Genomic DNA, 26,780 nt, shown 5'->3' with positions numbered 1-26,780 from the left:
CGCGCCGGTCGCAGGTCTCTCGGCGACCGGGGCATGGATCGTTCCGACCCGCCGTCAGAGCAGGTGGACCTTCTTGTAGAGCAACTTCGACGGGCCGCCGACGAGGCCGACGCTGTCGAGGAAGCTCATCAGCTTGGAGCCCGACGTGCGGATCATGTCGTGGTGGTGGGTGTTGGTGCGGGCCGCCTCGAGTGCGCGCTCCTTGTCGAGACCGGCGTTCGCGTAGACGTCGGGATGAATCATGCTCTTCATGACGAAGTAGACGACCGCGGCGGTGTTGACGCGTTCGACGGCCAACCGGGCGCGGCTCGCGCCCTGCAGTCGGCGTCCGACCTCCTCGCGGGCGAACCGGATGTGCCGCGCCTCCTCGAGTACGTGGATCTTGCTGACGGTGCGGGTGACCGGCTGGACGCGTTCGTCCTTCATGAAGTCACGCTGCATCATGTCGAGGATCTCCTCGGCCGCCATCACGCTGGCGTATGCGTTGGCGCCGCGGAAGAAGCCGCCCCACAGGCGACCTGCCTTGTGGATGAACGGGATCGGGCCGTAGTCGGGCATCCCGAGGCGCTCGCCGGCGCGGGCGAACATCACCGAATGGCGGCATTCGTCGGCCACCTCGGTGAGCGCGAACTGCACGTGGCGCGAATGCTTGTCGCGGCCGTAGACGTCGCGCAGCAGCATCTGCATGAGCAGGATCTCGAACCACAGGCCGACGCTCGACACGCTCGCCGCCTCGTGCTTGGTGAGCTCGATCTTCTGCTCGTCGCTCACCTCGTCCCACAGTGCGGTGCCGTAGAGCGTGCTCCACTCGGGGGTGAGGCCGAACTTGTCGGTGGGGACCGGGGCGTCCCAGTCGACCTCGACCATCGGGTCGTAGGACTTGCGTGCCGACGACGCGAGCAGCCGACGTGCGGTCTCCTCACGGTCGGATACCGACGGAGCTGTGCGAGTCGACGGAGTCGCAGTGGTCATGACTACCCCTCGTTCGTGTCACGGCCGCAGTCGCGGCAAGCCATCTGTGTGTGACTGCTGGTTACTGTTAGCTGAACCATACAATGGGCATTGTCACAATGGCAACGGTCACTCGGCGGCCGCGTCGAGTTTTGCCTGCTAGAGCGGGCAGCGAATGGGTGTACGACCGGAGCACCTCGACCCATGCGGCGTAGCCAGCGCCGCCCAGATGGAGGCGATCACGGGTGAAGTCGGCTCGCAGGCCGCCGTTCTCATCGGCGAGCGCGGGCCACAGGTCGATGTAGACGGCATCGGACTGTTCGGCGATGTCCCGGTACGTGCCATTGAGTTCGCGGATCCGCCCGGCGTACCGGCGTTGCCGGGGCACCACGGTCTGCACGAACAAGGGCACTTCGGGTGCGCGGTCGCGCACCGCGCCGACCAGCCGCCGCATATCGGCAGCGACCCGGTCGGGGGACCTGCCCATACCGATATCGTTCGTCCCGACGGGCAGAAATACCGCGGCCGGAGCGTCGATCGAGGTGTCCACCGGTGTGGTCAGGCGCTCCATCATCCCTAGCTGTAGACACGGCGTTTCCGGGCGCGCGGTGTGTCTAGTTGATGGGCAGGTTGATATAGACCATGACGGCCACGAACGTGAGGATGGGGATGCTCCAGGCGAGGCGCGCTCGCTGATAGCGGATCCAGGTTCGGATGATCTCCGTGAAAGTCATTCCCCGCCAGGTCGGTTGCCGCATGCGTCGCCCTCGTCCACTCCCGACCGTCGCCGTATCAAGCGCCAGGCGAGCGAAGGTCCGCTGTCACTCCGTGCGCTGATGACATGGCCTGGTGGAGTCCGGACCCGCACGGGGCGGTCGGCGGGTCGGTCATGGTCTTGGGTGGCGGGGTGTCGGCGGTGGTGTGCTGTATCGACGTGAGTAGGCGATGTATCCGGCGTATCCGAGCAGCGTCAGTATCGGGAGCACGGTCACGGTCGGCCTGATCCAGAACGGGACGTGTACTCCGGCGGCGGTGATGCCTGATAGGCATGTGACCCCGACGATGATGAGGGTGACAAGGACGCCGATCCACTCGAGGTCAGCGATGAACTTGGTGTTGAACTCGTTCCTGTTCTCGGGCCGTGTCCAGTAGTTCGAGTGCGGTCCGGCCACATTGAAGGCGCGGTCGGGGATCTTGGGGATGTACCACCGAGCGCCACCACAGATCAGTGCTGTGCCGAGGGCGAAGGCGCAGGTGATGGTGACGTACTGGCCGAGGCTCATCCATTCGGTGATCTCTCCGGATCCCTCGAAGTGCGATGGCAGCTGGCCGGGTGCTGTGAGTAGCAGCCAGCTCGTGGCGAGTACGAACGCCACACCGGATCCGACGAGCGCACACGATGATGGGCGCACGCGTTTCGGTGATTTCCCCATGCGCGGACCATACTCACCGGCAGCTTCCACTGTGACGCAGGGTGATTGCCGAGAACGCGGGGGAGGCGGTCGCCCGAAGGCGCAGGGCCGCCTGCAACCGGTCCGCGGCCTGAGCCGTTCGACATGATCGGCTCGGTCGATTCCCCCATTTTCGTGGCATCACTCACAAACCGGCTTGTCAGATTGCTTTTCGTTTCGGCGGCGTGCTGATGTCGAGGCATCGCCGTCGATTCGCGGCGGCGGGGATAGGGAGGATTCCCAGGTGGGGACCATGAAGACAGCAGCGAAGGTCGCGGCCGCGGCGGCGGGCGCGTGCGCCACTTTGGCACTCGGCGCCGGCACGGCATCGGCAGCTCATCTCTACTCAGGGGAGGGGTACCAGGGAATCTCGTTCGACCACAGCGAGACTCGTGTTCTGCGGGATCTAGGCGCGGGCAACGCGATGGACGCCGTGGTGCCGCGGGATTGGCTCGGCTTCTACCTCGGCGACGGCTCGATCTACGACACGCACCCGACGTGGGTGGACGCGACGATCCAGCAGGTGATCGACGAGACCGTCGCTCGCGGCGGCTACATGCAGTTCAGCGTGAACGATCCCGCCATCTGGGGTAGCCGCTTCGACGTCATCCAGCAGTGGTGACCATGAAGGCAGCAGTGAAGATCGCGGCCGCGGCGGCGGGCGCGTGTGCCACTTTGGCTCTCGGCGCCGGCACGGCATCGGCGTTCACGGTGCAGTCGATCGCGGGCGGCACTGAGATCCACGTCAATCACGGTGAGGCCGTGACGCTCTCGCAGGTCCGCATTGCGGGTCCGCTGCTGAATCCGTTGTACCCGCATCTGACGAGCACGTTTGGACCCGAGCTCCGCACGGGCGACGCAGTCCAGCGGTCCATCGACCTGGCTGCCACACGCGGGAACGGCGGTGCCGCCGTGCAGATCTTCGGGCCGCTGCACCATCCCGAGCGCGTGGCGTTCTACCACTACGAGTGACCGAAATGGGAAGGCCCGCCCCGACAGGCTTGGGTTCACGCGGTCGTCGCAACACTCTCGATGTGAGGGGTTGCGGCGACCGTGTCGTTTTCGGAGGACTGTGCTCGGTTCGGTGATCGGTTGGTGGGTTTGGTTGATTCCGGTGTGTCGGTGAAGGATGCCGCGGCGGCGTTGGGGATTGCGCGGCAACGGTGTTACTCGATTCTGCGGGCGACCGGACGCCCCGCAGGTCGGTCGCGTGGCCCCCGCCGTGCGGTCGATCGGCGGCAGGTCGCGGCGGTGTTCACCGTGACCGGGTCGATCAACCAGGCGGCGAAGTCGTGCGGGGTGTCGCATTCGGTCGCCCGGCGGATCCTGGTGGCCGAAGGCCTGGCCGACGAGGCGAAGGCGCCGGTGGGCAAGGCGGAGGCCAGACGCCGGTTCCTCGAACTCGTCGGGTCGGGTTGGTCGGTCAGGCGTGCCGCCCGGGAGGTCGGGGTCCACGAACGCACCGGACGGGACTGGCGTGACGGCACCCGCAAGGTCGGCAACAAACGTATCCACCGCGACGGGACGGTCGTGGACTACGGCCGTGGTGCCCGATACTCGGTGCCTGTGACCACGCCTCGCGGGGCCGGCCCCGCCACGATCAGCGGCCGGTATCTGTCCTTGCCGGACAGGTTGGCGATCGCGGACGGGTTGTTGACCGGTCGGTCGTTGCGGGCGATCGCGGCCGGGATCGGCAAGGACGTTTCGACGGTCTCGCGGGAGGTCCGCGCCCGCAGTATCGCGGGAACGTATCTGCCCTATCAGGCCGACCGGGCCGCGGCGGCCGCTCGTGCCCGGCCGAAACAGTCCAAACTGGTCACCAGCCAGGTGTTGCGTGAGGCGGTGACCGACGGGCTGTCGCAGCGGTTGTCTCCCGAACAGATCTCGCACCGCCTGGTGAAGGACTTTCCGGACGACGAGAGCATGCGAGTGAGCCACGAAACGATCTACCAGGCACTGTATTTCCAGGCCCGTGGCGGCCTCAAACGTGAAGTGCAGCAGACGCTTCGGTCTGGGCGAGCGAGGCGGATACCGCGCCGCGCCCCGGATCGGCGCACCCACCGGTTCGTCGACCCGATGATCATGATCAGTGACCGGCCCGCCGAGGCCGACGATCGTGCCGTGCCGGGCCACTGGGAGGGCGACCTGATCATGGGTGAAGGCAACAAGTCCGCGATCGCCACGCTCGTCGAACGCTCCACCCGCTACACCATGCTGGTGCACCTTCCCGGCCGCCATGACGCCGAAACCGTCAGGGACGGGCTGGTCGCGACGATCTCGACCCTGCCGGCACACCTGCGGGGATCGCTCACCTGGGATCAGGGCAGCGAGATGGCCCGCCACAAACAGTTCTCGATGGCCACCGACATGGCGGTCTACTTCTGCGACCCCGCCAGTCCCTGGCAGCGCGGCACCAACGAGAACACCAACGGACTGCTGCGGCAGTACTTCCCCAAGGGCACCGACCTGAGCGTGTTCGGACCCGAGGACCTCGAACACGTCGCCCAGGAACTCAACGGCCGTCCACGCAAAACGCTCGACTGGGATACCCCAGCCGAGCGTCTGCGTGATCTACTTACCGCCTAAAACCAGGCAGTGTTGCGACGACCCCTTGAAACCGCCCAGGGCGGGCCTTTCGTCGTCTGAGCGGGCTATCCGATGACGATGACCTTTAGCTTCCGCCAGAACCCGTGTGTGTTGGCGACCTTGGCGCGCCAACGCAGCTGGTCGTGGTAGCTGGCCTGAGTCGCCCCGGCGAACCCTCGGGCAGCGACACCCTTCCCGACGGCCAGCTCAGGTGAGTCGCCTCCCAGCAGCGCGGCACCTGCGCCGGCCGCTGCGGTGATGTCCTTATATTTGAACCTGTACGGCTTGTTGGCGGACGTCTCCCCAGACCGGGTATTGCGCTTCTGCTGCATGACCGACCTCCCCTCTGATCCGAGTGTGCCACTCAAACGTGCGCGGGTGAACGAAGCGGCCCGTCAGCGGCTAGGTTGTGCGACGAAGCCTTAGTCGAAACGTCAGGTCCACCACCGACCGAATCACCTCGCTGGCGTGAACACCGTGAGTGCTTCTGTGTCGTACCGGGCTGCCACAATCACGAGACGTCTTGCGACATCAGTGGATCAATCTGACAAGGAGCTTGCACGTTATGAGCGGAACAACGACAACACGGGCCGCGGAGCCTGAGGATCTGAACCGGCTGATTGTGGAGCGACTGAATGCCGGCGACGTGGATGGGTTGGTCGCACTGTACGAGCCTGACGCGGTGCTTTCCTTGCCGGATGGTCGGGTCGCGACCGGATCTTCCGAGATCCGGGCTGCCTATGAGCAGCTTGTCGCGGGCGCCCCGGTGTTTGCCCCGGGCGAGACACGGCCCGCTCTCCGAGTCGGTGATCTGGCGATGACATCGGTGCACCTCGCTGACGGTGGTGCCACCGTCGAAGTAGCTCGCCAGCAGCCGGATGGCAGCTGGTTGTGGGTGATCGACCAGCCCCAAGTCCTCGGGTAACGACGGACAAACGCCTACGGTCTGCGAGACTGACGACCCAGGACCTGCCCGGCGACGCTCGATCCCCTCTCCTTCTGATCGAGGCGGTCATCAACTTCGTTTGCTCGGTCCGCGTCGTTCTGCAATGGGTGATCGGCATGGGGGCCTGGGGTCCAGGATCTGGTGGCCGCGAGGTGGTGTCGGTGTCTGGGTGGGATTTCTCGTGGCTGGACGGGCGGGCGACGGAGGAGCGGCCGTCGTGGGGCACCGGCACAGGCAGTGACGAGGCCGAAAAGGCTGCGGGCTGCCGCGACATCCAGGTGCTGCACAAGGTAGATACTCTCGACAGGGACGCACTCGGCAGTGCGGTCGACGGCGTCAAAGAGAGCGGCTGGACGCCGATGGGCAACGCGCTGCGAGAAGCTGCCGCAGCCATGCCGAGCTCGGGACCGCGCTCGATCGTGCTGGTCTCCGATGGCGAGTACAACTGTTCGCCACCCGATCCCTGTGAAGTTGCCAGGGAATTGAAGACCCAGGGCGTCGATTCGGTGATGCACGCGATCGGTTTCGCGGTCGACAGCGCGGCCGCGCCCAGCTCACGTGCATGGCCCAGGTGACTGGGGCACCTACACCGACACAGCGGACGGACCGACTTTGGAACGAGTTCGACCACGGGCGTCACGATCGCAGTCGCCGCAGCAGTGGTCGCTCTGTGCGGTATCGGCGGCTGGCTCGTGATGCGTTCGCACCGCAGGTAGACCGGAGCGGGCAGCTCCGATTCGGCGGAAAGTCCTCGCGCGCACTACTGTCGTGGATGTGCTGAACTCGGGGAACAGTATTCGGAAGTCGCAGTCCCGCACCGGCCGGAAGGCTCGCCTCGGTGCCGTCGCGGTCGGGTTGACGGTCGGATTCGCTTCCGTCGCCGTACCGTCGGCTGCCGCCGACCCAGCGGGCGGGGAGCTGGCCTGGGGCCCGTGCCCCGCCGAGTACGCGCTCGATCCGGACACCGACCAGTGCGGCACCGTCACGGTGCCGCGTGACTATGCGAATCCCGGTGCCGGATCGATCGACGTCCTCGTCACCCGTCACGGCGCCGAGGATCCGGCCGCGCGCCGGGGCGTGCTGTTCACCAACCCCGGCGGGCCCGGCGGCGACGCGATCGCGTCCAACGGCATGTTCGCGCAGGCGCTTCCCGAGCAGATCCGCCGGCAGTGGGACTTCATCGGTGTGCAGCCCCGGGGTCTCGCGCATGCTGGGGCGGTCGAATGTGCCGTCACCCCGGAGCTTTTGGCCGCAATGAACGTCGGCTTCGCGGGCGGGGCAGCGCGGCTGGCGTGCGACGGTGCGGCACCCGGCGCCACCGCGCACATCACGACGGAGAACACCGCCCGAGACTGGGAACAGGTGCGGATCGCGCTCGGTGTCGACGTGATCGACGTCTACGGCCTTTCGTACGGCACGATCCTCGCCTCGACGTACGCGACACTGTTCCCGCGGCACACGGGACGGATGGTGCTCGACTCGGCGGTCGATCGCGAGTGGCTGTGGAACGACGTCCTGTGGCACCAGAACGACGGCTACAAGGCGCGCTTCTATGACCTCATGGACTGGATCGCGGCGAACGACGCGATCTACGGCCTCGGCGGCACTCCGCTGCAGGTGTACCAGCGCTGGTCCGACCGTATCGTCGGAGAAGCGGGGGGCAACCCCACCCTCGCGCCCCCACCGGCGCAGATCGGCGACGTCCCACCCGGCCTGGAGAATGTCGCCGATGCGTACCGGGCCGGTGTCGACCTCACCGGGCCCGCCCGGGTCCAGTTCGAGGCGTTCTTGCGTCGTCTCGCCGATCCCGCTCACGCTCAGTCCGCGTCGAGTATCTATGCCCTCACACGCCAAGTGCTTCCCGCTCGGAACAGCTGGCCGATGGTCGCCCGCGTCATCCGGGACGGCCTCGGGGCACTTCCCGAGGGTGTGCCCAGCGACGTCACCGAGGACCAACTCAACTCGATTGTCCAGGCCCAGATGATGCAGGCGATCGTGCTTTGCAACGAGAACGCGGTCGCGCCGCGGCCAGAGCGGCTCCCGGGCTGGCTCTTCTCGACGTTCGTCACGGGCGACCTGTTCGACGCCATCGGCTACGGCTACAGCGCAGGTCCGGGGTGCGCAGGGGCGCCGCCGGTGACCGCGCTACCGGAGATCGGCAACCACGGTTTGGCCACGGCGCCCCTCGTGCTGCAGGGATTGCGGGACCCGCAGACGCCCTACGACGGGGGTGTCCGACATGCCCGCGACATGAACGCGCACCTGGTCACCGTGGAAGGCGGGGACCACGGCGCCGCCATCCAAGGCGGCAACACCACGGTCGACACAGCGATCACGGACTACCTGCTGACCGGGGCCACCACCGTCACGCGCGTCCCGGAGGCGCCGATAACCGCGCCGCTGTAGCGCGTGTGCGCCGGTCGACAGCCGGTTCTTCTGCGTGGCAGGCGATGTCGACCGCAGGCTCGAAGCGCTTGCAAGGTCGAGCAGGTGGCCGATCTGGCAGGGGATGAGCTTGCCGGCTTCCTGATCGCGCTCGTCGTTCGGCTACGAGAGATGTTGGAGCACTTAGCCCAGGATGACGTGCAGTCCGCGGGAGCCGGTTCCTCGGACGATCGCTGAGGGTGTAATCGCGGCGGCACACGAATCCAGGAAAGTGGCTCTTGTGCTGACCATTTCAGCGCAGCGTCGGCTCGTCAGCGGCGGCAGCCGACCGTGGCCTCGGGACACCACAGCTGCCCGGTCTGTCGGCTTCTGGCGGCTACGATCGATCCCGGGGATGTGCTCCGGGTCGAGGACGTGCCCAGGGGTGGAGGATCTGGAAGTGCAGGTGGGGGAGTTGGCCGACAGTCAGGGCATGTGGAGTGTGCGGGGCGCGCGGATCGCGATGATCTGCGCGGCCGCCATGATCGCCGTGCCGGCGCCGTTGTTGATCGTCGGCCTCGTGTCCACCACTGACCGGACCACAAGCACCGGGCACGCCGAAGGCTGCGAAGTGCTCTCGATCCGGAAACCTGGATGGTTCCGCGGCAAGGAATCGGCGAAGATCGGCACGACCTGCGGGACTCTGTCGACCCCGCAGACCGGCGCGATCATCGACAGCCTGGTAGCCGGACAGGTCTACGACTTCGACGTGCTCATCAACACCGTCAGCGGCTCGACCTCCCGGATCATCACGCGGTCCACGCCACAGTCGACCCTCGAACACCTGCAGCAGCAGGTGCTTCCGAAGTGAGGACGACTGTGGCGCAATGGATCCGCCGGCACCAGTTCTTCGCCACGATGGTCATCACCGTGACAGCTCTCGGTGGTGCTGCTGCCCTCAGCACGACTGGACTGCGATCACCGCACAGGACCATCACCGACCGCTTACGAATCGGCGTCACATACGACTTCGATGTGACCGAGCGCATCGTGTGGTTCGTTCGGACCACGCTGATCGACGAAGCCCGGCCGTCGCGGTAGCCCGCCGCCGGCCGGGTCCGTCGGTCGTCGGGCTGACGGGCTGTGAATCGCCACCGGAGTTGTCATTTCCCGGGGCTCTGACCTGCGGTGTGACAACAACCATGTCGAGGACAGCGTCGATCGTGGTCAATGTAGATGGATTGCCCGAGCCGTGCTGGGGTGCTGGATCAGCCTGCTTCGCGGCCGGTGGTGTCGTGCGTTACGTTGCTTCGGTCGCGGCGCTGTTCGGCGATGGATGGGTTGGTGTTGGCGCGGACGATGTCTTCGTCGATGACCACGTCTGCGATGTCGTCGCGGCTGGGGATGTCGTACATGAAGTGCTGGAGCACTTCTTCCATGATGGCTCGCAGGCCCCGGGCTCCGGTTCCTCGGATGATCGCTTGGGAGGCGATCGCATCGAGAGCATCGGCCGTGAAGGTGAGTGTGACGCCGTCGATTTCGAAGAGGCGTGCGTATTGCTTGACGAGCGCGTTCTTCGGCTCGGTGAGGATCTTGACGAGCGCATCTTTGTCGAGGGGGCGCACTGCCGTCACAATCGGAAGGCGGCCGATGAACTCGGGGATGAGGCCGAACTTGTGAAGGTCATCGGGCATCACGTCGTCGAGGTCGTCTGGGGTGTCGGTGTCTCTGGATCGGATCTCGGTGCCGAACCCGATGCCGTGGTGACCGACTCGGTTGGCAACGATCTTCTCGAGCCCTGCGAAGGCTCCGGAGACGACGAAGAGAATGTTGGTGGTGTCGATCTGTATGAAGTCTTGGTGCGGGTGTTTGCGGCCGCCTTGTGGGGGAACGCTTGCTTGGGTTCCTTCGAGGATTTTCAGGAGAGCTTGTTGGACGCCTTCGCCCGAGACGTCGCGGGTGATCGACGGGTTCTCGCTCTTGCGGGCGACCTTGTCGATTTCGTCGATGTAGATGATCCCGGTCTGGGCTCGATGAACGTCGAAGTCCGCGGCCTGGATCAGGTTGAGGAGGATGTTCTCGACGTCCTCGCCGACGTAGCCGGCTTCGGTGAGGGCCGTGGCATCGGCGATCGTGAAGGGGACTTTGAGCATGCGGGCGAGAGTTTGTGCGAGATAGGTTTTTCCACAGCCTGTCGGCCCGAGCATCAGGACGTTCGATTTCGTGAGTTCGACAGTGTCACCGTCGGAGGCCTCGCTGCTGTCGCGCGCGGCGCGGATTCGCTTGTAGTGGTTGTAGACGGCGACAGCGAGCGACCGCTTGGCAGCGTGCTGACCGATGACGTATTGGTCGAGGTGAGCGCAGATTTCGGCCGGGGTGGGCATGCCTTCGCGTTCGAGAATTCCGGGTTCGGCCAACTCTTCTTCCAGGATCTCGTTGCACAGGTCGATGCACTCGTCGCAGACGTAGACGCCGGGGCCGGCAATCAGCTTCCGCACGTGCTTCTGGCCCTTGCCGCAAAACGAGCATTTCAACAGGCCACCGCTGTCGCTGATCTGTGCCATGTCTCACTCCTCGTCAACGCTGATGGGTGGATGAAATGTGCGCGTCAGTGGTCTCGAGTTCGTGCGGTGAGGGCGTCGGCGCGTGCGCAGGCACCGGGGCCGATGCTGCGCGAGGTGATGCGTCCATCGGAGATGGAGACGGCAGCCTCGGTGTCGTCATCGACGTTCGACAACCCGCAGGCCGCGGCGATCTCACCGTTGGGGTCGACCATCACCTGCACGCGCGGCCACGCGGCGGAGGGGAAGGCTTGGCGCAGCGACCGGCACATATCGGCGAGTGCCAATCGTGCCAGTGGCGCTAGCTCGGCGATGTCAGCGGTTACGAGAACAGCGGTGACTGGCGATTCACGGGGTGCCGTACGGACCAGGTGCTCGATGCACTCGAGCCGGTTCATCCCGACTACGGCAACGATTCCGTCGTCGATCGCCGTCGGCTTGCCGCGAACAACATCGGTTGCCCTGGGGACGGTCCACTCCTCGTCGACGGAATTCACAGCGACGTCAGTTGCCGGAAGAATCCACGGATCGTCGATGACGATTCCAGTGATGTGTCGACAGGTTGCGATCACCTTGGAGTGATCCACGAAATCGGGTGCAACGAAGGATAATTCGCTTGCACCGTACAGAACGGTGAGCACGGATTCGGCGACGCCGACCATGCGCTCGGCGGCCCGGGAGAGTCCCTCGAGGGCCAAGCCGAGAAGTATGGCATCGAGCTTCACCAACTGGGCGAACGGCCGCTGAAACCGTTCGTCAGTGAGGATTTCGGGGATGAGGTCCACGCCGAGCATCGGAGAGGTGAGCTGAACTGATCCCTGATACTCGTAGTTGTTGGTCCGGGGCAGTCGATCCACCCAAGTGCTCGCGAACACCGCCAGCGCGCCCTCCGGGTCATCTGCATAAGTGTTCAGGACTTCGCCGGCGTTCTCCGCCTCCTCCGCGAGGACCGCTAGATACAGGGCACGCTTGCCGGGAAAGTTGGAATACACCGCGCCCCGGGTGAGGTCCGAGCGGATGGCGATGTCGTCCACGGTCGCTTTGCGGAAGCCGCGCTCGGAGAATTCGGCTCGGGCTGCCGCGAGCACCCTGCGCCGGTTGAGCTCTTGCTGCTGGACCCTCGTCAGCCGCGCCATCGCTCCGATTCCTCCCCTCCCTCTGATTCATCCCATTTCAAATGCTGTAATCATCCGAATGTTGTTAGCATCCGAATGTACACGGGGGTGCTCCGCCGGGGGAGTGTTCGATCACTGGACCGCCCTTCAACAGAGCTATCGGTGATGCCGGGGGGGTGCCCGAGCGCGGGAAGTGCAACTGTCGGGCGCCTGACCAGTGCATCGACGGCTGTCGATGACGTCCTTGCTGAAGCTCGCGCACGTTGAGCCTGCCTACCGTGCCGTCGTGGACGTCATCTGCCGAATCTCTGGAAGGCGAGCACGCCCTGGCTCGAACTATCACGCCCTTGCTCGCCTGGGACCCCTAGGTGCCCGATCGGCATGTCGCCGAATATTTGAATACCGGCTGTTAGGTTTGTCTAGTGCGGCATTCAGGGCAAAACCGAGTCGGTCTGACATCATCTGAACTGTTCTTCCGCAGCCGTGCAGGCGCCGCTGTTGCGGTGGCGGCGTTGGCCATTTCGGCCGGCCTGACCGTCAGCTTCCTCGCAGGGAACGACTACATAGACCTGCTCGTCTACCGCATGGGCGCGAGGGTGCTGCTCGACGGCGGAGACATCTACGGCGCGTTGCCGCCCGTGGTCGGCGATTTCGGGCTGCCGTTCACGTACCCGCCGCTCGCGGCAATGTTGTTCGTCCCGCTCGCGCTGATGCCCCTCGGGCTCGGCAAGCTCGTGTTCACCCTCGTATCTGTCGCCGCGCTGGCGGTGACACTACGGATGGTCCTTGCACGTGTGAGGCCGGATGTGGGCGCGCGGGCCTCGTGGACCATGACTGCTGTCGCGGTCGCCGTCGCACTGCAACTCGAGCCCGTTCGCGAAACCATCAGCTTCGGGCAGATCAACATGGTTCTGATGGCATTGGTCGCAGTCGATGTGCTGACGGAGAAGCCGAAATGGCCACGCGGGCTACTGATCGGGCTCGCGGCCGCGATCAAACTGACCCCCATAGCTTTCCTGCTGCTCTTCCTGCTCAAACGCGATTGGCGGACCAGTGGCCGCATCGTCGTCGCGGCCCTCGGATTCACCGCGCTGGCTTTCGCCGTGATGCCCGAGGCGTCCACGAAATACTGGTTGCAGACCCTCCCGGATACGGGCCGGATCGGCCCGGCCTACTTCGCCAACAACGCGTCCTTCAAGGCGGTCATCTCGCGATTCGGGCCGCCCGAGCACCTCGGGTCGGTCCTGTGGTTGGTCGCAGTCGTCGTGATGCTGGTGGTCGCGGTGATCGCGATCCGCCGCGCAATCGACCACGACGATCTGGTCGTTGCGTTGATCGCGAACGCGACGGCAGTCCTGTTGGCCTCGCCTGTGTCGTGGTCGCACCACTGGGTGTGGGCAGCCCCAGCGCTGCTGGTCCTGGCGCTCGCGGTGGTGCGCGCGCCTTCTGCATGGAATGCCGTCGCCGCCACCGGTATCGGTGCACTCTTCCTGATCGGCCCGCAACACCTGTTGCCGACGGCCGGGGATCGCGAGCTCGACTGGGCCCTGTGGCAGCACGGATTCGGCACTCTCTACGTGACGGTCGGGTTCGGGTTCTTGGTGTGGCTTGCCTTCGGGGCCTATCGAAACAGGTCGGCAGCCCGTGAGTTGAGCCGTGGCGACATCCGCGCCATCCGTGCCAACCGCTGACTGCCCCATCGTGATTTCGGGCCAGCAGTCCTCGCTGTTCCTGGGACTGCTTTCGGATGCCCGAGGGGCAGCACCCCCGAGGTTGCCCTCAGCGGGGTGCTCAGGACCCCAACTCGGGTTCGCTGGATCGGATTTCGGACGAGGAAAGGGAGCTTCTGATGTCGTCGAAGGTCACGTCCGTTCTCATCGACGCGGAGACCGGTGCAGTGCTGAGTGTTGATGAGGGCGACGTCGTTCCGGAGGGCGCGGCGCCTGGCGCTTAGCCGATGGCCCAGGTCCCGGGGCAATGCTGGCGCCCGCCGCTGCGGGCCTCGTTGCTGGGACTCGACCCACGAGCCCCCTCTTCTACGGATAGGTCAGGGCCTCGGTGACGGACTCGGCTCGTTGTTGTCAGCGAGTCACACCCAGTAAGGCACACGAGCCCGATACTTGCGGAGGGCGTGGATCGCGAGTGCCCACCCGGCGGCGGTGAAGCCCAGCACGATGTACCAGTGGTACGCCCGCTGGTCCTGTCCGAGCAGCGGCGCCCGGATGATCTCGAGATAGTGGTAGAGCGGGTTGATCTCCGCGATGCGTGCACGTTCTCCGGCCCGGTCGCCGAGGGCCTGCGTGGTCCACATGACCGGAGTGAGCACGAACAGCAGCAGCGTCAGGCTGCCGAGGATCGGTGCGATGTCGCGGTAGCGGGTGGCGAAGATGCCGAACACGATCGATACCCACAGCGAGTTGAGGACGAGCAGCGCAAATGCGGGGATGGCCGCTACCGCAGTCCAGTGCATGTTGTGCCACACCCCGAATGCGAACAGCAAAACCACGTACACCACCAGAGTGTGGGCGAAGAGCAGCACCTGCCTCCACACCAGGCGATAGACATGCACGCTCAGGGCCGACGGCAACTGCTTGATCAGACCCTCGTTGGCAATGAAGACCTCGGAGCCCTCCAGGATTGATGCGTTGATCAGGTTCCACACGATCAATCCGACAGTGACGTAGGGAAGGAGGAAGTTCAGAGGAATATGAAGCAAACCGGCGTAGAGCAGGCCCATCGCAGTCGCCTGCACGCCAGTGGCGATGGTGACCCAGAACGGGCCGATCACCGAACGACGGTACCTCTGTTTGATGTCCTGCCACCCGAGGGTGAGCCACAGTTCCCGCTGAGCGAACCCCTCCCTCAGATCCTGGAAGGCCCGCCGGAACGTCCGAGAATCAGCAACGTGGATGTCGGAGGTAGGGGCCAGCACTTCGTCCGAGACTAGTGGCATGGAACCCGAGGCTAGCGGCTTCGCGTGCAGTCCCAGGTAAGCAACGTGCTTCGCCCCACCGCGAACATCATTTCTGTGTGATTTCCTGCCCCGGACCACTCTGCCGGCAACGCGGATCAGCTATCTGGCTGGGTAGTCCGGTGAAGGACGACTTCAAGCGAGTAGCTACGACGTCTCCGGGATCGGCCAAAATAGCGCGGTGTGTCCCGCCCATCCTCGCTGCATCTCGACCGCCATCGCGGTCAGCCTGCGCGCATTCGCGTCACGCCCACCAGTAGCGCCGCGGAGTGTCCATTCGGTGATCTCTCCGGACCCGTCGAAGTGCGACGGCAGCTGCCCGGGTGCTGTGAGCAGCAGCCGGCTCGTGGCGAGTACGAACGCCACGCCGAATCCAACAAGCACGCTCCAGGATGGGCGCACGCGATTCGGTGATTTCCCCATACGCGGACCATATGCACCGGCCGTTTCCACTGTGACGCATGGCGATTGCCGAGCGTGCAGGGGAGGCCGTTGCGACCCCCGCACCGCAGCCCTGCATTTTGGTGGGCTACCGGAGGTCAGGCGAAACGGGACGAACACGCTGCGCTTCCGGAGCATATGAGACCATTGGGTATGAATATGCAGTTTTGGGAGGTAACGGCGCTCTTCCGGCATCTGCGGAACTATTTCGTGAATGCCCGCCGATTCTTCACGGGCTGGAGTGTCACCGAGATCCCGCCCACTGAAATCCCGCGCCCCGAAGACCGCTGAGCCGACAACGCGCCGACGTGGTCGAGGCGATGACCCTGGAGCGTGGCGTGGGGGCAACCCGCATCGAACGTCCCTCGAGGAAGGAACCATTATGAGTCCGAATGGCCCGTCCAAAATCCTCGCAAACGCGTCCACCGCAGGCCGGATGTGCCGGAGTGCCGATGCATCCACGCAGCCCACCGGTTCGGTTCTGGTGATCGGAGCCGGGATCGCGGGACTCACCGCGGCGCGCGACCTGGTCCGGGACGGGCGTCAGGTCACGGTGATCGAAGCACGCGACCGTGTGGGAGGCCGACTGTCGACCGATCGCACCTGGCAGGACATGCCTCTGGATCTGGGCGCATCCTGGATCCACGGCGTGGACGGCAACCCCGTCACAGAGCTGCGCGACGAGTTCGGTCTTCCCACCGTGGTGCTCAATACGGACGAGATCACCACCTACAGTGGCAGCCGACACCTGGACCCGGCCGCGATGACCGAGTACGGCACCGACGTCGAGGCGGCCATGGCCGCGATTCAGGACCTGTCCGCACAGCCGGCGTTCGCGAACACCTCCTTCGCGGCCGCCGTCGACCCGGTCCTGACGCAGCTGGGCCTGACCGGGATCCGCGCCGACCACGTCCGGGACACCGTCCACCAGTTCATCCAGGACGCCTTCGGCGCCGACGCCGGCCAGGTCCCGCTGTGGATCGCGCGGTATGAAGACGGTTACGGCGGCGACGAGGTGGTCTTCCCCCGCGGCTACGACGAGATCGCGACCGGGCTCGCCGAGGGCCTGGACGTGCGCGTGGGCCACGTCGTCGATCGCATCGCCCACGACGCCGCCGGGGTCCGGGTGCACACCGACCGCGGTGTCTTCGCCGCCGACCACGTGGTTGTCACCCTGCCGTTGGGTGTGTTGCAGGCCGGTGCCGTCGCCTTCGACCCGCCGCTGCCCGCGGCGAAACAGGAGGCGATCGGGCGCCTCGGCATGGGCGTCTACAACAAGCTGTACCTGCGCTTCGACACCCAGTTCTGGGACGACGCCGAGGTCATCGCCCAGTTCGGCCTGCCGAACGAGTCGATGGCCGCGTGGTATCCGCTCCATTCCGTCACCGGTGTGCCGGTGATCGTGGCGCTACGCGGCGGGTCGGTAGCGCGCCGCATCGAAAACCTCGATGACACCGCGACCGTCGCCGAGGGGATGCGTGGCCTGCGTGCCATGTACGGCGAGAGTGTGCCCGAGCCCCGTGCGTACCGGCTGACTCGCTGGTCGACCGACCCCTACGCCCGCGGCTCCTACTCGTACCCCGGAATCGACTCCACACCCGACGACCGAGCCATCGTCGCCGAACCGATCGGTAACCGAGTCTTCTTCGCCGGTGAGGCCACGCATGCCACCGAAGCCTCCACCGTCCACGGGGCGCTGCTCTCAGGCCGCCGCGAGGCCGGCCTCATCTCCAGGATCGGATGACCACGCACCCGGCTACAGCGCATCCCCTGGATGACACCGTCTGGATCGGCGACCCCCTAGAGCGTGTCTCCTGTGTCGCGCGCGAGGTTCGAGCCGTGCGTGTGGGCTCGGCGAATCGTCGAGTCCACCGACACGGTCCAGTCGACCAGCCCGTTCGCATCGGCGTGTGCGAGTAGCGCAGTCAAGATCGTGTCCCAGGTCCCGTCGTCGACGTAGCGGCGGTGACGCTTCCAGATCGTCTGCCACGGAACAAAATCCGTCGGCACGTCCCGCTACGCCCTAGTGGCGCCCTCCGCCGAGTTCGGCGACCGCGTTCCGGAGCAGAGTTCCGGCCGCGGCGTACTTCTCGGGGTTGAGCCGACTGTCGGGCCCGCTGACCACGAGTGCGCCCAACGGTTTCCCGCTCAGGTCCGTGACTGCCGCGGCAATGCTTGTCGATCCCTGCTGGACGGCGCCCTCGCACAGCGACCAGCCGCGCTCGCGGATCTCGTCGTACTCGGCATCCGTGAGCAGCATGCCGGGGGCGTCCGCCAGATCTGTGCGCCCCTCGGGGGTGAGGTGGGCAAAGATGGCGCGTCCTGCGGCACTGGTTTCCGGCGGGTGGACCGCGCCGACATGCAGTGCGGTGCGGACCATCTGCCGGCCCTCGGCGACGTCGACGACGACGATCGTCGTTCCGTCGAGCAGCGCGAGGTGCGCGGTCTCGCCCGTCTCGTCGCGGATGGAAGCCAGCAGTGGGCGGGCGCGTGCGGGCAGGGGTGACGTGTCGAGTGCGCGACCGGCGACGACCAACGGCTTGGTCGACAGTTCCCACCGTGGCGGCGCATCCGCCAGTGGGCGGATCCAGCCGGCCTCGTGCAGCGTCGCGAGCGTGCGCTGCATGGCGCTCTTGTCCTCGCCGAGTTCCTGGCACAGCGCAGTGAGACCGATGGGCTGGTGCGCGGCAACCGCCTCGACGACACGAAGACCGCGCGCGAGTGTGCCGAGTGTCTTGACTGCGATCTGGATCACTCCTACTGTGTGTATCTGAAAGTGATAGAGAGTATCGCATATCGATACTACCTCCGCAAAGGGCTGCGCTGCACCGCGATTCGACGAAGGAGATTTCCGTGACGGCTGTCAATCAGGAACTCGATCCCGCCCTCTTCAACCCCGAGCCCGAGCAGGCCGAGGTCAAGTACACGGTCATCTCCGTCGACGACCACGTGGTGGAGCCGGCGCACCTGTTCGAGACCTGGATGCCCGCGGCGTTGAAGGACCGTGGACCGAAGATCCTCGAGAACGAACAGGGCGCGCAGGTCTGGGAGTTCGACGGCAACATCTACTCCCAGGTCGGCATGAACGCGGTCGCCGGCCGACGCAAGGAATCCGTCAAGTACGAGCCGTTCCGCTTCGACCAGATGCGGCCGGGCTGCTACGACATCCATGCGCGCGTCAAGGACATGGATCTCGGCGGCATCTGGGCGATGCTCAACTTCCCGTCCCAGATCACCGGGTTCTGCGGCCGTGTATTCGCGCATGCCTCCGACAAGGAGGTCGGCATCGCGGCGGTGCGCGCATGGAACGACTGGCTCTACAACGAGTGGTACCTCGAGTATCCGACCCGTGTGATCCCCGGCGGCATCACCTATCTCACCGATCCGGTCGAGGCCGTCAAGGAGATCGAGCGCAACGCCGAGCGCGGCTTCACCTCGGTGACCTTCCCCGAGCGTCCGCACGCGATCGGGCTTCCCTCCCTGTGGGATCGCGACCACTGGGACCCGATCATCCAGGCGTGCGTCGACACCGACACCGTCATCTCCCTGCACGTGGGCAGCTCCGGCATGTACCAGTACCCGCAGGGTGCGCCCGGACTCCAGTTGGGCGCCACGATGTTCGGGCAGCTCTCCCTCGCCGCCTGCAGCGAGTGGCTGTGGTCGGGCTATCCCAAGGACCACCCCACGCTCAAGATCGCGATGAGCGAGGGTGGGATCGGGTGGGTGCCGATGCTGATCGACCGACTGGACAACATCATCGACCGATCGGGCTACGGCCTGGGCTGGGCCGACCGTCCGGCGGACATCCTGCGCCGCAACTTCTGGTTCTGCACGCTCGACGACCCGTCGACGATCGCGCTGCGCGACGTGATCGGAGTCGAGAACATCATGCTCGAGACCGACTACCCGCACGGGGACGGCACGTGGCCGCACACGCAGAGCGTCGTCGAGCAGTACTGGGGCGGGTTCCCCGCGAAGGACCTGCGAATGATGTGCAGCGAGAACGCCGCCAAGCTGTACCGGCATCCGCTGCCCGAGATCGTCCTTCCCCGAGGCTGAGGGGGAGGGGCTTGCTCGTCGACGTGGGTGACGTGGAGATCGCCACTCGGGTGGTGGGCTCGGGGCCGCCGCTGTTGCTGCTGCACGGTTACCCGCAGACGCGGCGAGTCTGGCAGCGGGTTGCCGATGAACTCGCCGACCGTTTCACGGTCGTCACCACCGATCTTCGTGGTTACGGCGAGAGCAGCAAGCCGGCGGGCGACGACGCCCATGCGACGTACTCCAAGCGGTCGATGGTCGGCGACCAGGTGGAAGTCATGCGCAGGTTGGGCTTCGAGAGATTTGCGGTCGCCGGCCACGATCGGGGTGCCCGGGTCGTGCATCGCATGTGTCTGGATAATCCGGAGACGGTGGCACAGGCGGCGCTGCTGGACATCCTGCCGACCTCGGAGGTCTACGCGACCACCGATCGGCAGCTGGCCACGGCGTACTTCCACTGGTTCTTCCTGATCCGGCCGCACCGGCTCGCCGAGCAGCTCATCGACGGAAATCCGGATGCCTGGATGGAGAACGTGCTGGGTCTGGCCGGAGGGGCACCGACCTCGATGTCGGACGAGGACGTGGAACATTACAAGAGCTACTTCCGGGATCCGGCCGTGGTCCACGCGACGTGCGAGGACTATCGAGCCGGCGCGTCGGTCGACCTCGAACACGACGCGCTCGACGCCGGCCGCCGGATCACCTGCCCCGTCCTCGTCCTGTGGGGCGACCGGGGTCTGCTCGCCCGGCGTGAGCATCCGCTCAACGTATGGAAGAGATTCGCGCACAACGTGACTGGGGAACCGATTCCGGGAGGACACTTCTTCATCGACGACTCTCCCGCCGATGTCGTGAGGGCCGTCGGGGAGTTCCTCGAGCCCTGGCGGTGCGGGCGACTCGCCTGAACCCGACACCCAGGCCCAGCACCACCCGAGGCCGGCACGCCTCGGGACCGAGAGGAGAAACGTCAATGACATTCACACCGACCGCAGATCGCCTGATCCCGGAACTCGATCCCCGGGAGGAGATCGTGATGCTCGGCCGCACCCTCTGGAACGAGGGATACCGCGACCACCTGGCCGGTCACATCACCTACAACCTCGGCGACGGCACGCTGCTGTGCAATCCGTGGCTGCTGACGTGGGAGGAGATGTACCCCGAGGACATTCTCCGAATCGATCTGCAGGGCAAACTGATCGAAGGATCCTGGCCGGTACCGCTCGGCATCCCGCTGCATCTGGCGCTGCACAACGCCCGCCCGGACGTGGTGTACGCACTGCACAACCACTCCGAGTACGGCACGGTGTGGGGCGACATCAAGGAGGTGCCGCCGGCGTACGACCAGAGCTCCAGCCTCGGCGGGGGCGAGTTGGTTCTCGTCGACGAGTACGACGGCGCCGTCAACAGCATGGAGGCCGCCGAGAAGGCGGTCCGCGCGATCGGCGACGCGGATCGGGCGCTGCTGGGTGGACACGGCGTCTTCGTCATCGCGGACACCGCGCGGGCAATGTTCCTCCGTGCGGTCGCCCTCGAGCAACGCTGCAAGAACGCATGGATGGTGCGGGTGGCCGGCGGTCCCGACAAGACGTCGCTCCCGGACTGGTGGCTCGACCGGCAACTGAAGAACGACGGCAACGGGTACCACGGCTTCTGGGAGGCGGCGGTGCGTTCGGGGCTGCGGGCGGATCCGGTTCTCGCCGAGAAGATCCTGTCCAGGCCGCGATGACCGTGCCATCGATCGCGGAGGGGGCGGGAGCGGGCCCGGCCGAGGTCCGTCCCGCCTCGGCGGAACGAGCGGCGGACATCTTCACGTGCCGCGAGGTCATCCGGATCATCTCCGGGATCGAGCGGCGTGCACCCGGCGAACGCCTCGACGAGTACTACTGGGCCGAGTTGCTGGGCGGCTGTACCGAATCCGAGGTACTCGAGGCGACCTGGGAGCACTATCGCCGGCATGCGCGGCCGATCTGGCCGGCCGACATCCTCGCGCGGGTGGCGGCGCGGAGGGCCGAGGGCGCGGAGATCGTCCGATGACGCCGATCCTGGTGCTCGTTCCCGAGGAGCGCGGCATCTCGGCCCTCGCGCAGGTGCCGAACGTCTGCGCCGTCGTGTACGACCCGGAGAGCCGTCGGCTGCCGGACATCGCGTGCGACGCGGAGGTTCTGGTGGCGCACCGATTCGATCCCGCGGACGCCGGCCCCCTCTTCGCGCAGCTGCCCCGGCTGCGGATGGTGCAGTTGTTCAGTTCGGGCGTCGAGCGCTGGACGAACGTCGTGCCCGACGGCGTGCGCGTGTCGAACGCGGACCGGGCGCACGGCGGGGCGGTGGCCGAGTGGGTCGTCGCGCAATTGCTCGCCCACGTCCGCGATCTGGCGGGCTACCGGATCAAGCAGCAGGAGCAGCGGTGGCAGGCGCACCCCACCGGGACGTTGTCGGACAAGCGCGTGCTCGTGTTCGGGGCGGGCGACATCGGCGAGAACCTTCGCCGACGACTCGAACCGTTCGGTTGTACGGTCACCCTGGTCGGACGGACGGCGCGTGCGGGAGTCATGGACGTCGAACGCGGCCGGGCCGAACTCGGTGACCAGGACGTCGTGATCCTGGCGCTGCCGCTCGACGATTCGACGGTGCACCTCGTGGATGCGGTGTTCCTCACGACGATGAAGGACGGTGCGGTGCTGGTCAATGCAGGACGCGGCGAGCTCGTGGACACGGAGGCACTGCTCGCGGCAACCCGCGAGGAGCGCGTGTACGCGATCCTCGATGTCACCGATCCCGAACCGCTGCCCGCCGATCACGGTCTCTGGACCGCACCGGGGGTGGTGGTGACACCGCACGCGGCGGGCATCACCGACGACGTCCGCGACCGCTGTTGGGCCGCCGCGGTGCGGAAGATCGCGGCGTACGCCGACGGAACCGACGGATCCCGTGTGGCGGTGTCCCGATGAAGGCGTTCGGGTTCGACTGGCGCTGGCAGGACTCCGACGAGTTGCTCAACGTCGAGGACTACCGCCGTGCCGCGCGACGACGTCTGCCGCGCATGGTGTGGACCTATGTCGAGGGCGGGGCCGACGACCTGCGCACCGTCGCGGGCAACCGTTCGGCGTTCGACGACTGGTGGCTCGTGCCGAGTGTCCTGGCCGGCCACGACACCCACGACCTCGCCACCGAGGTGGCCGGGCTGCCGCTCTCGATGCCGGTGCTCACCGCGCCCACCGGCTTCAACGGCCTCACCCGGTGGAGCGGAGACCTCGACGCGATCCGCGCGGCGGAGCGCGTGGGAACCCGCTGTGTCGTGAGCACGGCATCGACGTGGTCGGTCGAGGAGGTCGCCGACGCGGCCACCGAGTCGCACGCGTTCCAGCTGTACCCCGGTGCGGGCGGGGTGGCCGCGGCCCTGATGCGCCGCGCGTGGGCCGCCGGCTTCCGGTCACTGTTCGTCACGGTCGACGTCCCGACCGTCGGCAACCGCGAGGGCGAGAAGCGCGAAGGGATGGGCGTGCCGCCCGTCCTGACGCCACGCCGACTGCTCGACGTCTCCCGGCACCCGAGATGGGCCTACGACGTCGTACGGCATCGGCGGATCGGCGGCCGCAACCTCGCGTCCGGCGACGGCGTGACCGCGGCGCTCGCCTCGATCGAGATCCAGGAGCGGCACCTCGTGCAGTCGCGGTTGAACTGGGACGACCTGGCCTGGATGCGGGACAACTGGCACGGCCGCCTCTACATCAAGGGGGTGCTGCGCGCCGAGGATGCCGTCCGCGCTGTCGACCTCGGTCTCGACGGCGTCGTCGTGTCGAATCACGGTGGCCGCCAACTGGACGGCTGTGTGCCGTCGGTGTCGGCGCTGCCGTCGGTGGCCGACGCCGTCGCCGGGCGGGCCGAGGTGCTCCTGGACGGCGGGATCCGGCGCGGCACGGACGTGCTCAAGGCGCTCGCACTCGGCGCGGACGCGGTGCTGATCGGCAGACCGTGCCTGTACGGGATGGCGGTGGCAGGCGACCGCGGCGTCGAGCACGTGCTGACGATCCTGAAGTCGGAGATCGAGCGGGGTCTGACGCTCCTCGGTGTGCGCGACATCCGGGATCTCGACCGATCGCACGTGCGTCCCGTGCGCGGCGGCGAGCGGGACGAGATTGGAATGTCGACCGTTACCACCCAGTGAGACTTGCGCCACAACGGCCGTGGATTCCTCGGTATCAAGAATCACGTTCCAGACGTTCGCGCTGCTCGAGGAGGACTGCAATGGGTATACCGGTGATTGTCGATGCGGCCAGGTCGCCGATCGGTCGACGTGGTGGCTGGCTGTCCGGCCTGCATGCCGCGCAACTTCTGGGTGCGGTCCAGTCGGGACTGCTCGAGCGTCTGAATCTCGATCCGAACATCATCGAGCAGGTGATCGGCGGCTGCGTCACCCAGGCGGGCGAGCAGGCGTCGAACGTCAGTCGCAACGCGTGGCTGCACGCGGGCCTGCCGGAGCGGACGGGCGTGACGACGATCGACTCGCAGTGCGGTTCCGGTCAGCAGTCGGTGAATCTGATCGCGGCCCAGATCGCTGCCGGCGTCATCGATGCGGGCATGGCGTGCGGCGTCGAGGCGATGTCCCGGGTGCCTCTGCTGTCCAACATCAGCGGCGACTTCGGCAGCCCCAAGCCGCCGGGCTGGAGTGTGGACATCCCGGCCCAGTTCGAGGGCGCCGACCGAATCGCGAGGCGACGGGGATTCACGCGCGAGGACCTCGACGCGTTCGGCCTACGGTCGCAGCAGCGTGCGGCCGCCGCGTGGGAGGACCGTCGATTCGACGGCCAGATCATCCCCGTGAAGGTTCCCGGTGCGGACGGGCAGGCGCCCACCGCGGTGTCCCGTGACCAGGGCCTGCGGGAGACGTCGATGGAGGCACTCGCGCGCCTGAACCCCGTTCTCGAGGGCGGGCTGCACACCGCGGGGACCTCGTCGCAGATCTCCGACGGCGCCGCGGCCGCGGTGCTGATGGACGAGAACGTCGCCCGGGAGCTCGGGTTGCGCCCGCGTGCCCGGATCGTCGCGCAGTGCCTCATCGGCGCGGAGACGCACTTCCTCCTGGACGGTCCGGTGCAGGCCACCGAGTACCTGCTCGACCGAGCAGGCCTGTCCGTCAAGGACATCGATCTCTTCGAGGTCAACGAGGCCTTCGCGGCGGTGCCCATGTCCATGGCCCGGGTGCACGGCGTCGACGAGGACCGTCTCAACGTCAACGGCGGAGCCATCGCTCTGGGCCATCCTGTCGGGTCGTCGGGCGTGCGACTGATTGCCGCGGTGATGGACGAGCTCGAGCGCCGTGACGGCGAACGTGCGCTCGTCGCCGTCTGCGCCGGCGGGGCGATGGCGTCCGGGGCGATCGTCGAGCGGATCTGAACTATGTGAAAACCATTGCCATACACTGTATTCGGAAGGCGCACGATGTTCTGTCGCGCGCCTGTTCCGGCTGCTCGGAACGAGCACGGCCGGGTCTGTAAAATTCACGATTCCACTCCGGTGTGATTTGCCGCACGCTGAATGCCGCGGCCTGCTAGGGTCCCATTCGGCGGCGGCAAAGGTCCGAAACATCCTTTGCTGCAACTTTTTCGGGCTACTCCCCAGTAGCTCCGATGATGGCGCGAACCGTCCGAGTCGACCCGACCGGTCGGGTAGGTGGTCCGATTCCAGCCGCGCGCGAAGGAAAGCGCGATCACGCGTGCGGGACGAGCCGATTCGTCGTGGATCTTCAGGAGGCATTGCATGATGGACAAGTGGCTTCGCAGGTCGAGGAACCTGGCTGTGCTGGCTACGGCCGCCGCGGTTCTCGCCGGATGTGGTGGTGGGGCTTCGTCTTCGACGACGTCCGATGCATCCGGTGACCTCGACCCCACCGCGATCCTGCGGGTCACGGCGAGCGCGCCCACCCGCAACCTGGACCCGTACATGCAGACCAGCTACGGCGGATGGGGCTACCTCACACCGGTTTTCGACCGGCTGACGGTGGTGGACGAAAACGGCGATCTCCAGCCGGGCCTGGCCGAGTCGTGGGAGTTCGCTCCGGACGGTTCCTACCTCGAGCTGAAGCTGCGCCAGGGCGTCACCTTCCACGACGGCGCTCAGTTCGATGCGGCGGCGGTGGCCGCGAACATCGAGCGCGGCAAGACCATGGAGGGCAGCACGGTCGTCGCCGCGCTGAAGAACATCACCTCGGTCGACGTGGTCGACAACAGCACCGTCCGTCTGCAGTTGGCACCCGGTACCGGTGTGGAACTACCCGGTGTGTTCAGCAGCAACGTCGGAATGATGGTCAGCCCGAAGGCCATCGAGGCGAAGGCCGATCTGCGTAACAACCCGGGCCAGAGCGGATCCGGTGCGTACGTCGTGACGGCCTACGTGCCCGAGGAGTCGGTCACCCTGGCCCGTGCGGACGGTACGAACTGGGACCCCGAGGCCGGCAAGGTCGCGGGCATGGAGTTCAAGTGGATCTCCGACGCGAGTACCCGACTCAACGGGCTCAAGACCGGCGCCACCGATCTGAGCTGGGTGAGTTCCGCCAACGAGATCGTCGAGGCGAACTCGCTGTCCAAGAGTGGCACGCTGGACGTCACCGAGGTTCCCTTCCGGAACGTCCTGGGCGTGTTCGTGCGGGCGCAGGGCGATCTCGCCAAGCCTGAGGTGCGGCAGGCGGTGGCGTCGGCGATCGATCCCGCGGCGATCAGCGCGTTGTTCTCCGACACCTGCACCCCGAACCGTCAGCTGTATCCGGCCGGTAGCTGGGCGGCCGACCCGTCCTACGAGTACCCGTACCAGTTCGATCTCGAGAAGGCGAAGAGCCTGGTGCAGGCGGCCGGCGGAGCCAAGGTCACGCTGACCTTCGCGGCGGGCACCAACACCGAGAAGCCGGCGAACGTCATCCAGTCGACGCTGTCGCAGGCTGGCATCGACGCCGAACTCAACCCGGTCCCCAACACGCAGAACGAACCCCGCTACATCGCCGGTGACTTCCAGTCGATGGTCTCCAACAGCTTCAGCCCCAAGGTGGATCCCGCCGAGACGGTCAACACCTTCGTGACCGGCCCGTACGACCTGGCGAACGGCAACCCGCAGATCGCGGAGCTTGCCGCGAAGGCTGCGAATCCGACTCTGTCGCAGGATGAGCGGGCCCCGATGTATCACGAGATCTGGGACCTGACGTTGAAGGAGGCGATGTTCGTGCCGATCTGCAACCAGACGAACGCGACCATCTCCACTGCGAAGGTCGTCGGCACCGAGAACATGCCCTGGGTGAATCTGGGCATCTTCGACGTCCGTCACGTGGGCATCACCAAGTAGTCGCACCGAACACCGACACCTGCCGAG

29 protein-coding genes are annotated in these 26,780 nt (G+C 66.4%); 19 read left to right on the top strand and 10 right to left on the bottom strand.

Annotated elements, in window-relative coordinates:
* Nucleotides 1-54: 54 nt before the first annotated feature.
* From HUN07_RS24760 to HUN07_RS24745, 4 genes are all read right to left on the bottom strand, one after another.
* Nucleotides 55-972: an AurF N-oxygenase family protein gene (locus HUN07_RS24760; protein WP_174913717.1), complete on the bottom strand. Its 918-nt coding sequence runs from the start codon at nt 970-972 to the stop codon at nt 55-57.
* A gap of 67 nt (nt 973-1,039) precedes the next feature.
* Entirely contained in the window at nt 1,040-1,525 is a 486-nt protein-coding gene (locus HUN07_RS24755; RefSeq protein WP_174913714.1) for a GDSL-type esterase/lipase family protein, read from the bottom strand.
* A 40-nt stretch (nt 1,526-1,565) separates the two neighbouring features.
* On the bottom strand, nt 1,566-1,709 hold the full coding sequence (locus tag HUN07_RS24750) for a hypothetical protein (protein WP_174913712.1): 144 nt from the start codon (nt 1,707-1,709) through the stop codon (nt 1,566-1,568).
* A gap of 129 nt (nt 1,710-1,838) precedes the next feature.
* On the bottom strand, nt 1,839-2,384 hold the full coding sequence (locus tag HUN07_RS24745) for a hypothetical protein (protein ID WP_174913710.1): 546 nt from the start codon (nt 2,382-2,384) through the stop codon (nt 1,839-1,841).
* Nucleotides 2,385-2,655: 271 nt separating this feature from the next.
* On the opposite strand from HUN07_RS24745, the gene HUN07_RS24740 reads away from it, so the two are divergent.
* From HUN07_RS24740 to HUN07_RS24730, 3 genes are all read left to right on the top strand, one after another.
* On the top strand, nt 2,656-3,024 hold the full coding sequence (locus HUN07_RS24740) for a hypothetical protein (protein WP_174913709.1): 369 nt from the start codon (nt 2,656-2,658) through the stop codon (nt 3,022-3,024).
* A 2-nt stretch (nt 3,025-3,026) separates the two neighbouring features.
* Nucleotides 3,027-3,374, top strand: coding sequence for a hypothetical protein (locus tag HUN07_RS24735; RefSeq protein ID WP_174913706.1), 348 nt, complete (start codon nt 3,027-3,029; stop codon nt 3,372-3,374).
* A gap of 393 nt (nt 3,375-3,767) precedes the next feature.
* A complete protein-coding gene (locus HUN07_RS24730) occupies nt 3,768-4,988 on the top strand; it encodes an IS30 family transposase (RefSeq protein ID WP_174914500.1) in 1,221 nt (406 codons plus the stop codon).
* 65 nt (nt 4,989-5,053) lie between these two features.
* Here the strand turns inward: HUN07_RS24730 and HUN07_RS24725 are convergent, their stop codons facing one another.
* Nucleotides 5,054-5,320 carry a hypothetical protein gene (locus tag HUN07_RS24725; RefSeq protein ID WP_174913704.1) on the bottom strand — a complete coding sequence of 89 codons (267 nt, stop codon included), beginning with the start codon at nt 5,318-5,320 and terminating at the stop codon, nt 5,054-5,056.
* A gap of 233 nt (nt 5,321-5,553) precedes the next feature.
* Between HUN07_RS24725 and HUN07_RS24720 the strand changes: the two genes are divergently transcribed.
* From HUN07_RS24720 to HUN07_RS24700, 6 genes are all read left to right on the top strand, one after another.
* The gene (locus HUN07_RS24720) at nt 5,554-5,913 is read left to right on the top strand and encodes a YybH family protein (protein ID WP_174913701.1); all 360 of its coding nucleotides are present in this window, start codon (nt 5,554-5,556) and stop codon (nt 5,911-5,913) included.
* A 380-nt stretch (nt 5,914-6,293) separates the two neighbouring features.
* The gene (locus HUN07_RS27200; RefSeq protein ID WP_254623052.1) at nt 6,294-6,509 is read left to right on the top strand and encodes a VWA domain-containing protein; all 216 of its coding nucleotides are present in this window, start codon (nt 6,294-6,296) and stop codon (nt 6,507-6,509) included.
* 220 nt (nt 6,510-6,729) lie between these two features.
* A complete protein-coding gene (locus HUN07_RS24710) occupies nt 6,730-8,340 on the top strand; it encodes an alpha/beta hydrolase (protein WP_441346835.1) in 1,611 nt (536 codons plus the stop codon).
* 84 nt (nt 8,341-8,424) lie between these two features.
* Entirely contained in the window at nt 8,425-8,556 is a 132-nt protein-coding gene (locus tag HUN07_RS27325) for a hypothetical protein (protein ID WP_302675466.1), read from the top strand.
* A 187-nt stretch (nt 8,557-8,743) separates the two neighbouring features.
* The gene (locus tag HUN07_RS24705; protein WP_174913695.1) at nt 8,744-9,169 is read left to right on the top strand and encodes a hypothetical protein; all 426 of its coding nucleotides are present in this window, start codon (nt 8,744-8,746) and stop codon (nt 9,167-9,169) included.
* Complete coding sequence (locus HUN07_RS24700) at nt 9,166-9,399, top strand: hypothetical protein (RefSeq protein ID WP_174913692.1); 234 nt, start codon at nt 9,166-9,168, stop codon at nt 9,397-9,399. Before HUN07_RS24705 ends, HUN07_RS24700 begins: the two co-directional genes overlap by 4 nt.
* A gap of 167 nt (nt 9,400-9,566) precedes the next feature.
* On the opposite strand, the gene clpX is transcribed toward HUN07_RS24700, so the two are convergent.
* Together clpX and HUN07_RS24690 are read right to left on the bottom strand one after the other, a co-directional pair.
* Nucleotides 9,567-10,862, bottom strand: a complete 1,296-nt coding sequence (clpX, locus tag HUN07_RS24695) for an ATP-dependent Clp protease ATP-binding subunit ClpX (RefSeq protein ID WP_174913689.1) — start codon at nt 10,860-10,862, stop codon at nt 9,567-9,569.
* A gap of 44 nt (nt 10,863-10,906) precedes the next feature.
* The gene (locus tag HUN07_RS24690; protein ID WP_174913686.1) at nt 10,907-11,995 is read right to left on the bottom strand and encodes a TetR/AcrR family transcriptional regulator; all 1,089 of its coding nucleotides are present in this window, start codon (nt 11,993-11,995) and stop codon (nt 10,907-10,909) included.
* Between the two features lie 482 nt (nt 11,996-12,477).
* Between HUN07_RS24690 and HUN07_RS24685 the strand changes: the two genes are divergently transcribed.
* Entirely contained in the window at nt 12,478-13,665 is a 1,188-nt protein-coding gene (locus tag HUN07_RS24685) for a glycosyltransferase 87 family protein (RefSeq protein ID WP_254622668.1), read from the top strand.
* 398 nt (nt 13,666-14,063) lie between these two features.
* Here the strand turns inward: HUN07_RS24685 and wzm are convergent, their stop codons facing one another.
* Nucleotides 14,064-14,927, bottom strand: a complete 864-nt coding sequence (gene wzm, locus HUN07_RS24680) for a galactan export ABC transporter permease subunit Wzm/RfbD (RefSeq protein WP_174913681.1) — start codon at nt 14,925-14,927, stop codon at nt 14,064-14,066.
* Between the two features lie 841 nt (nt 14,928-15,768).
* On the opposite strand from wzm, the gene HUN07_RS24675 reads away from it, so the two are divergent.
* The gene (locus HUN07_RS24675) at nt 15,769-17,130 is read left to right on the top strand and encodes a flavin monoamine oxidase family protein (RefSeq protein WP_174913678.1); all 1,362 of its coding nucleotides are present in this window, start codon (nt 15,769-15,771) and stop codon (nt 17,128-17,130) included.
* Between the two features lie 56 nt (nt 17,131-17,186).
* Here the strand turns inward: HUN07_RS24675 and HUN07_RS24670 are convergent, their stop codons facing one another.
* A complete protein-coding gene (locus HUN07_RS24670; RefSeq protein WP_174913676.1) occupies nt 17,187-17,396 on the bottom strand; it encodes a transposase in 210 nt (69 codons plus the stop codon).
* A gap of 13 nt (nt 17,397-17,409) precedes the next feature.
* Nucleotides 17,410-18,141, bottom strand: a complete 732-nt coding sequence (locus tag HUN07_RS24665; RefSeq protein WP_114722133.1) for an IclR family transcriptional regulator — start codon at nt 18,139-18,141, stop codon at nt 17,410-17,412.
* A 98-nt stretch (nt 18,142-18,239) separates the two neighbouring features.
* Between HUN07_RS24665 and HUN07_RS24660 the strand changes: the two genes are divergently transcribed.
* The 8 genes from HUN07_RS24660 (at nt 18,240) to HUN07_RS24625 (ending at nt 26,753) form a co-directional block, all read left to right on the top strand.
* Nucleotides 18,240-19,445 carry an amidohydrolase family protein gene (locus tag HUN07_RS24660; RefSeq protein WP_174913673.1) on the top strand — a complete coding sequence of 402 codons (1,206 nt, stop codon included), beginning with the start codon at nt 18,240-18,242 and terminating at the stop codon, nt 19,443-19,445.
* Nucleotides 19,446-19,456: 11 nt separating this feature from the next.
* Nucleotides 19,457-20,329, top strand: a complete 873-nt coding sequence (locus HUN07_RS24655) for an alpha/beta fold hydrolase (protein ID WP_174913670.1) — start codon at nt 19,457-19,459, stop codon at nt 20,327-20,329.
* A 65-nt stretch (nt 20,330-20,394) separates the two neighbouring features.
* Entirely contained in the window at nt 20,395-21,150 is a 756-nt protein-coding gene (locus HUN07_RS24650) for a class II aldolase/adducin family protein (protein WP_174913667.1), read from the top strand.
* Nucleotides 21,147-21,458 (top strand): galactose-1-phosphate uridylyltransferase, encoded by a 312-nt coding sequence (locus HUN07_RS24645; protein ID WP_114722129.1) that lies wholly within the window; start codon nt 21,147-21,149, stop codon nt 21,456-21,458. Before HUN07_RS24650 ends, HUN07_RS24645 begins: the two co-directional genes overlap by 4 nt.
* The gene (locus HUN07_RS24640) at nt 21,455-22,372 is read left to right on the top strand and encodes an NAD(P)-dependent oxidoreductase (protein WP_174913664.1); all 918 of its coding nucleotides are present in this window, start codon (nt 21,455-21,457) and stop codon (nt 22,370-22,372) included. The genes HUN07_RS24645 and HUN07_RS24640 overlap by 4 nt, the downstream gene beginning before the upstream one ends.
* A complete protein-coding gene (locus tag HUN07_RS24635) occupies nt 22,369-23,589 on the top strand; it encodes an alpha-hydroxy acid oxidase (protein ID WP_174913661.1) in 1,221 nt (406 codons plus the stop codon). The genes HUN07_RS24640 and HUN07_RS24635 overlap by 4 nt, the downstream gene beginning before the upstream one ends.
* Before the next feature lie 80 nt (nt 23,590-23,669).
* Nucleotides 23,670-24,818 (top strand): steroid 3-ketoacyl-CoA thiolase, encoded by a 1,149-nt coding sequence (locus HUN07_RS24630; RefSeq protein WP_174913658.1) that lies wholly within the window; start codon nt 23,670-23,672, stop codon nt 24,816-24,818.
* Between the two features lie 363 nt (nt 24,819-25,181).
* Complete coding sequence (locus tag HUN07_RS24625; RefSeq protein ID WP_174913656.1) at nt 25,182-26,753, top strand: ABC transporter substrate-binding protein; 1,572 nt, start codon at nt 25,182-25,184, stop codon at nt 26,751-26,753.
* Nucleotides 26,754-26,780 lie beyond the last annotated feature (27 nt).

Source organism: Rhodococcus sp. W8901, from assembly GCF_013348805.1.
Classification (GTDB): Bacteria; Actinomycetota; Actinomycetes; order Mycobacteriales; family Mycobacteriaceae; genus Prescottella.
This window is presented reverse-complemented; position numbering and strand designations above follow the sequence as displayed.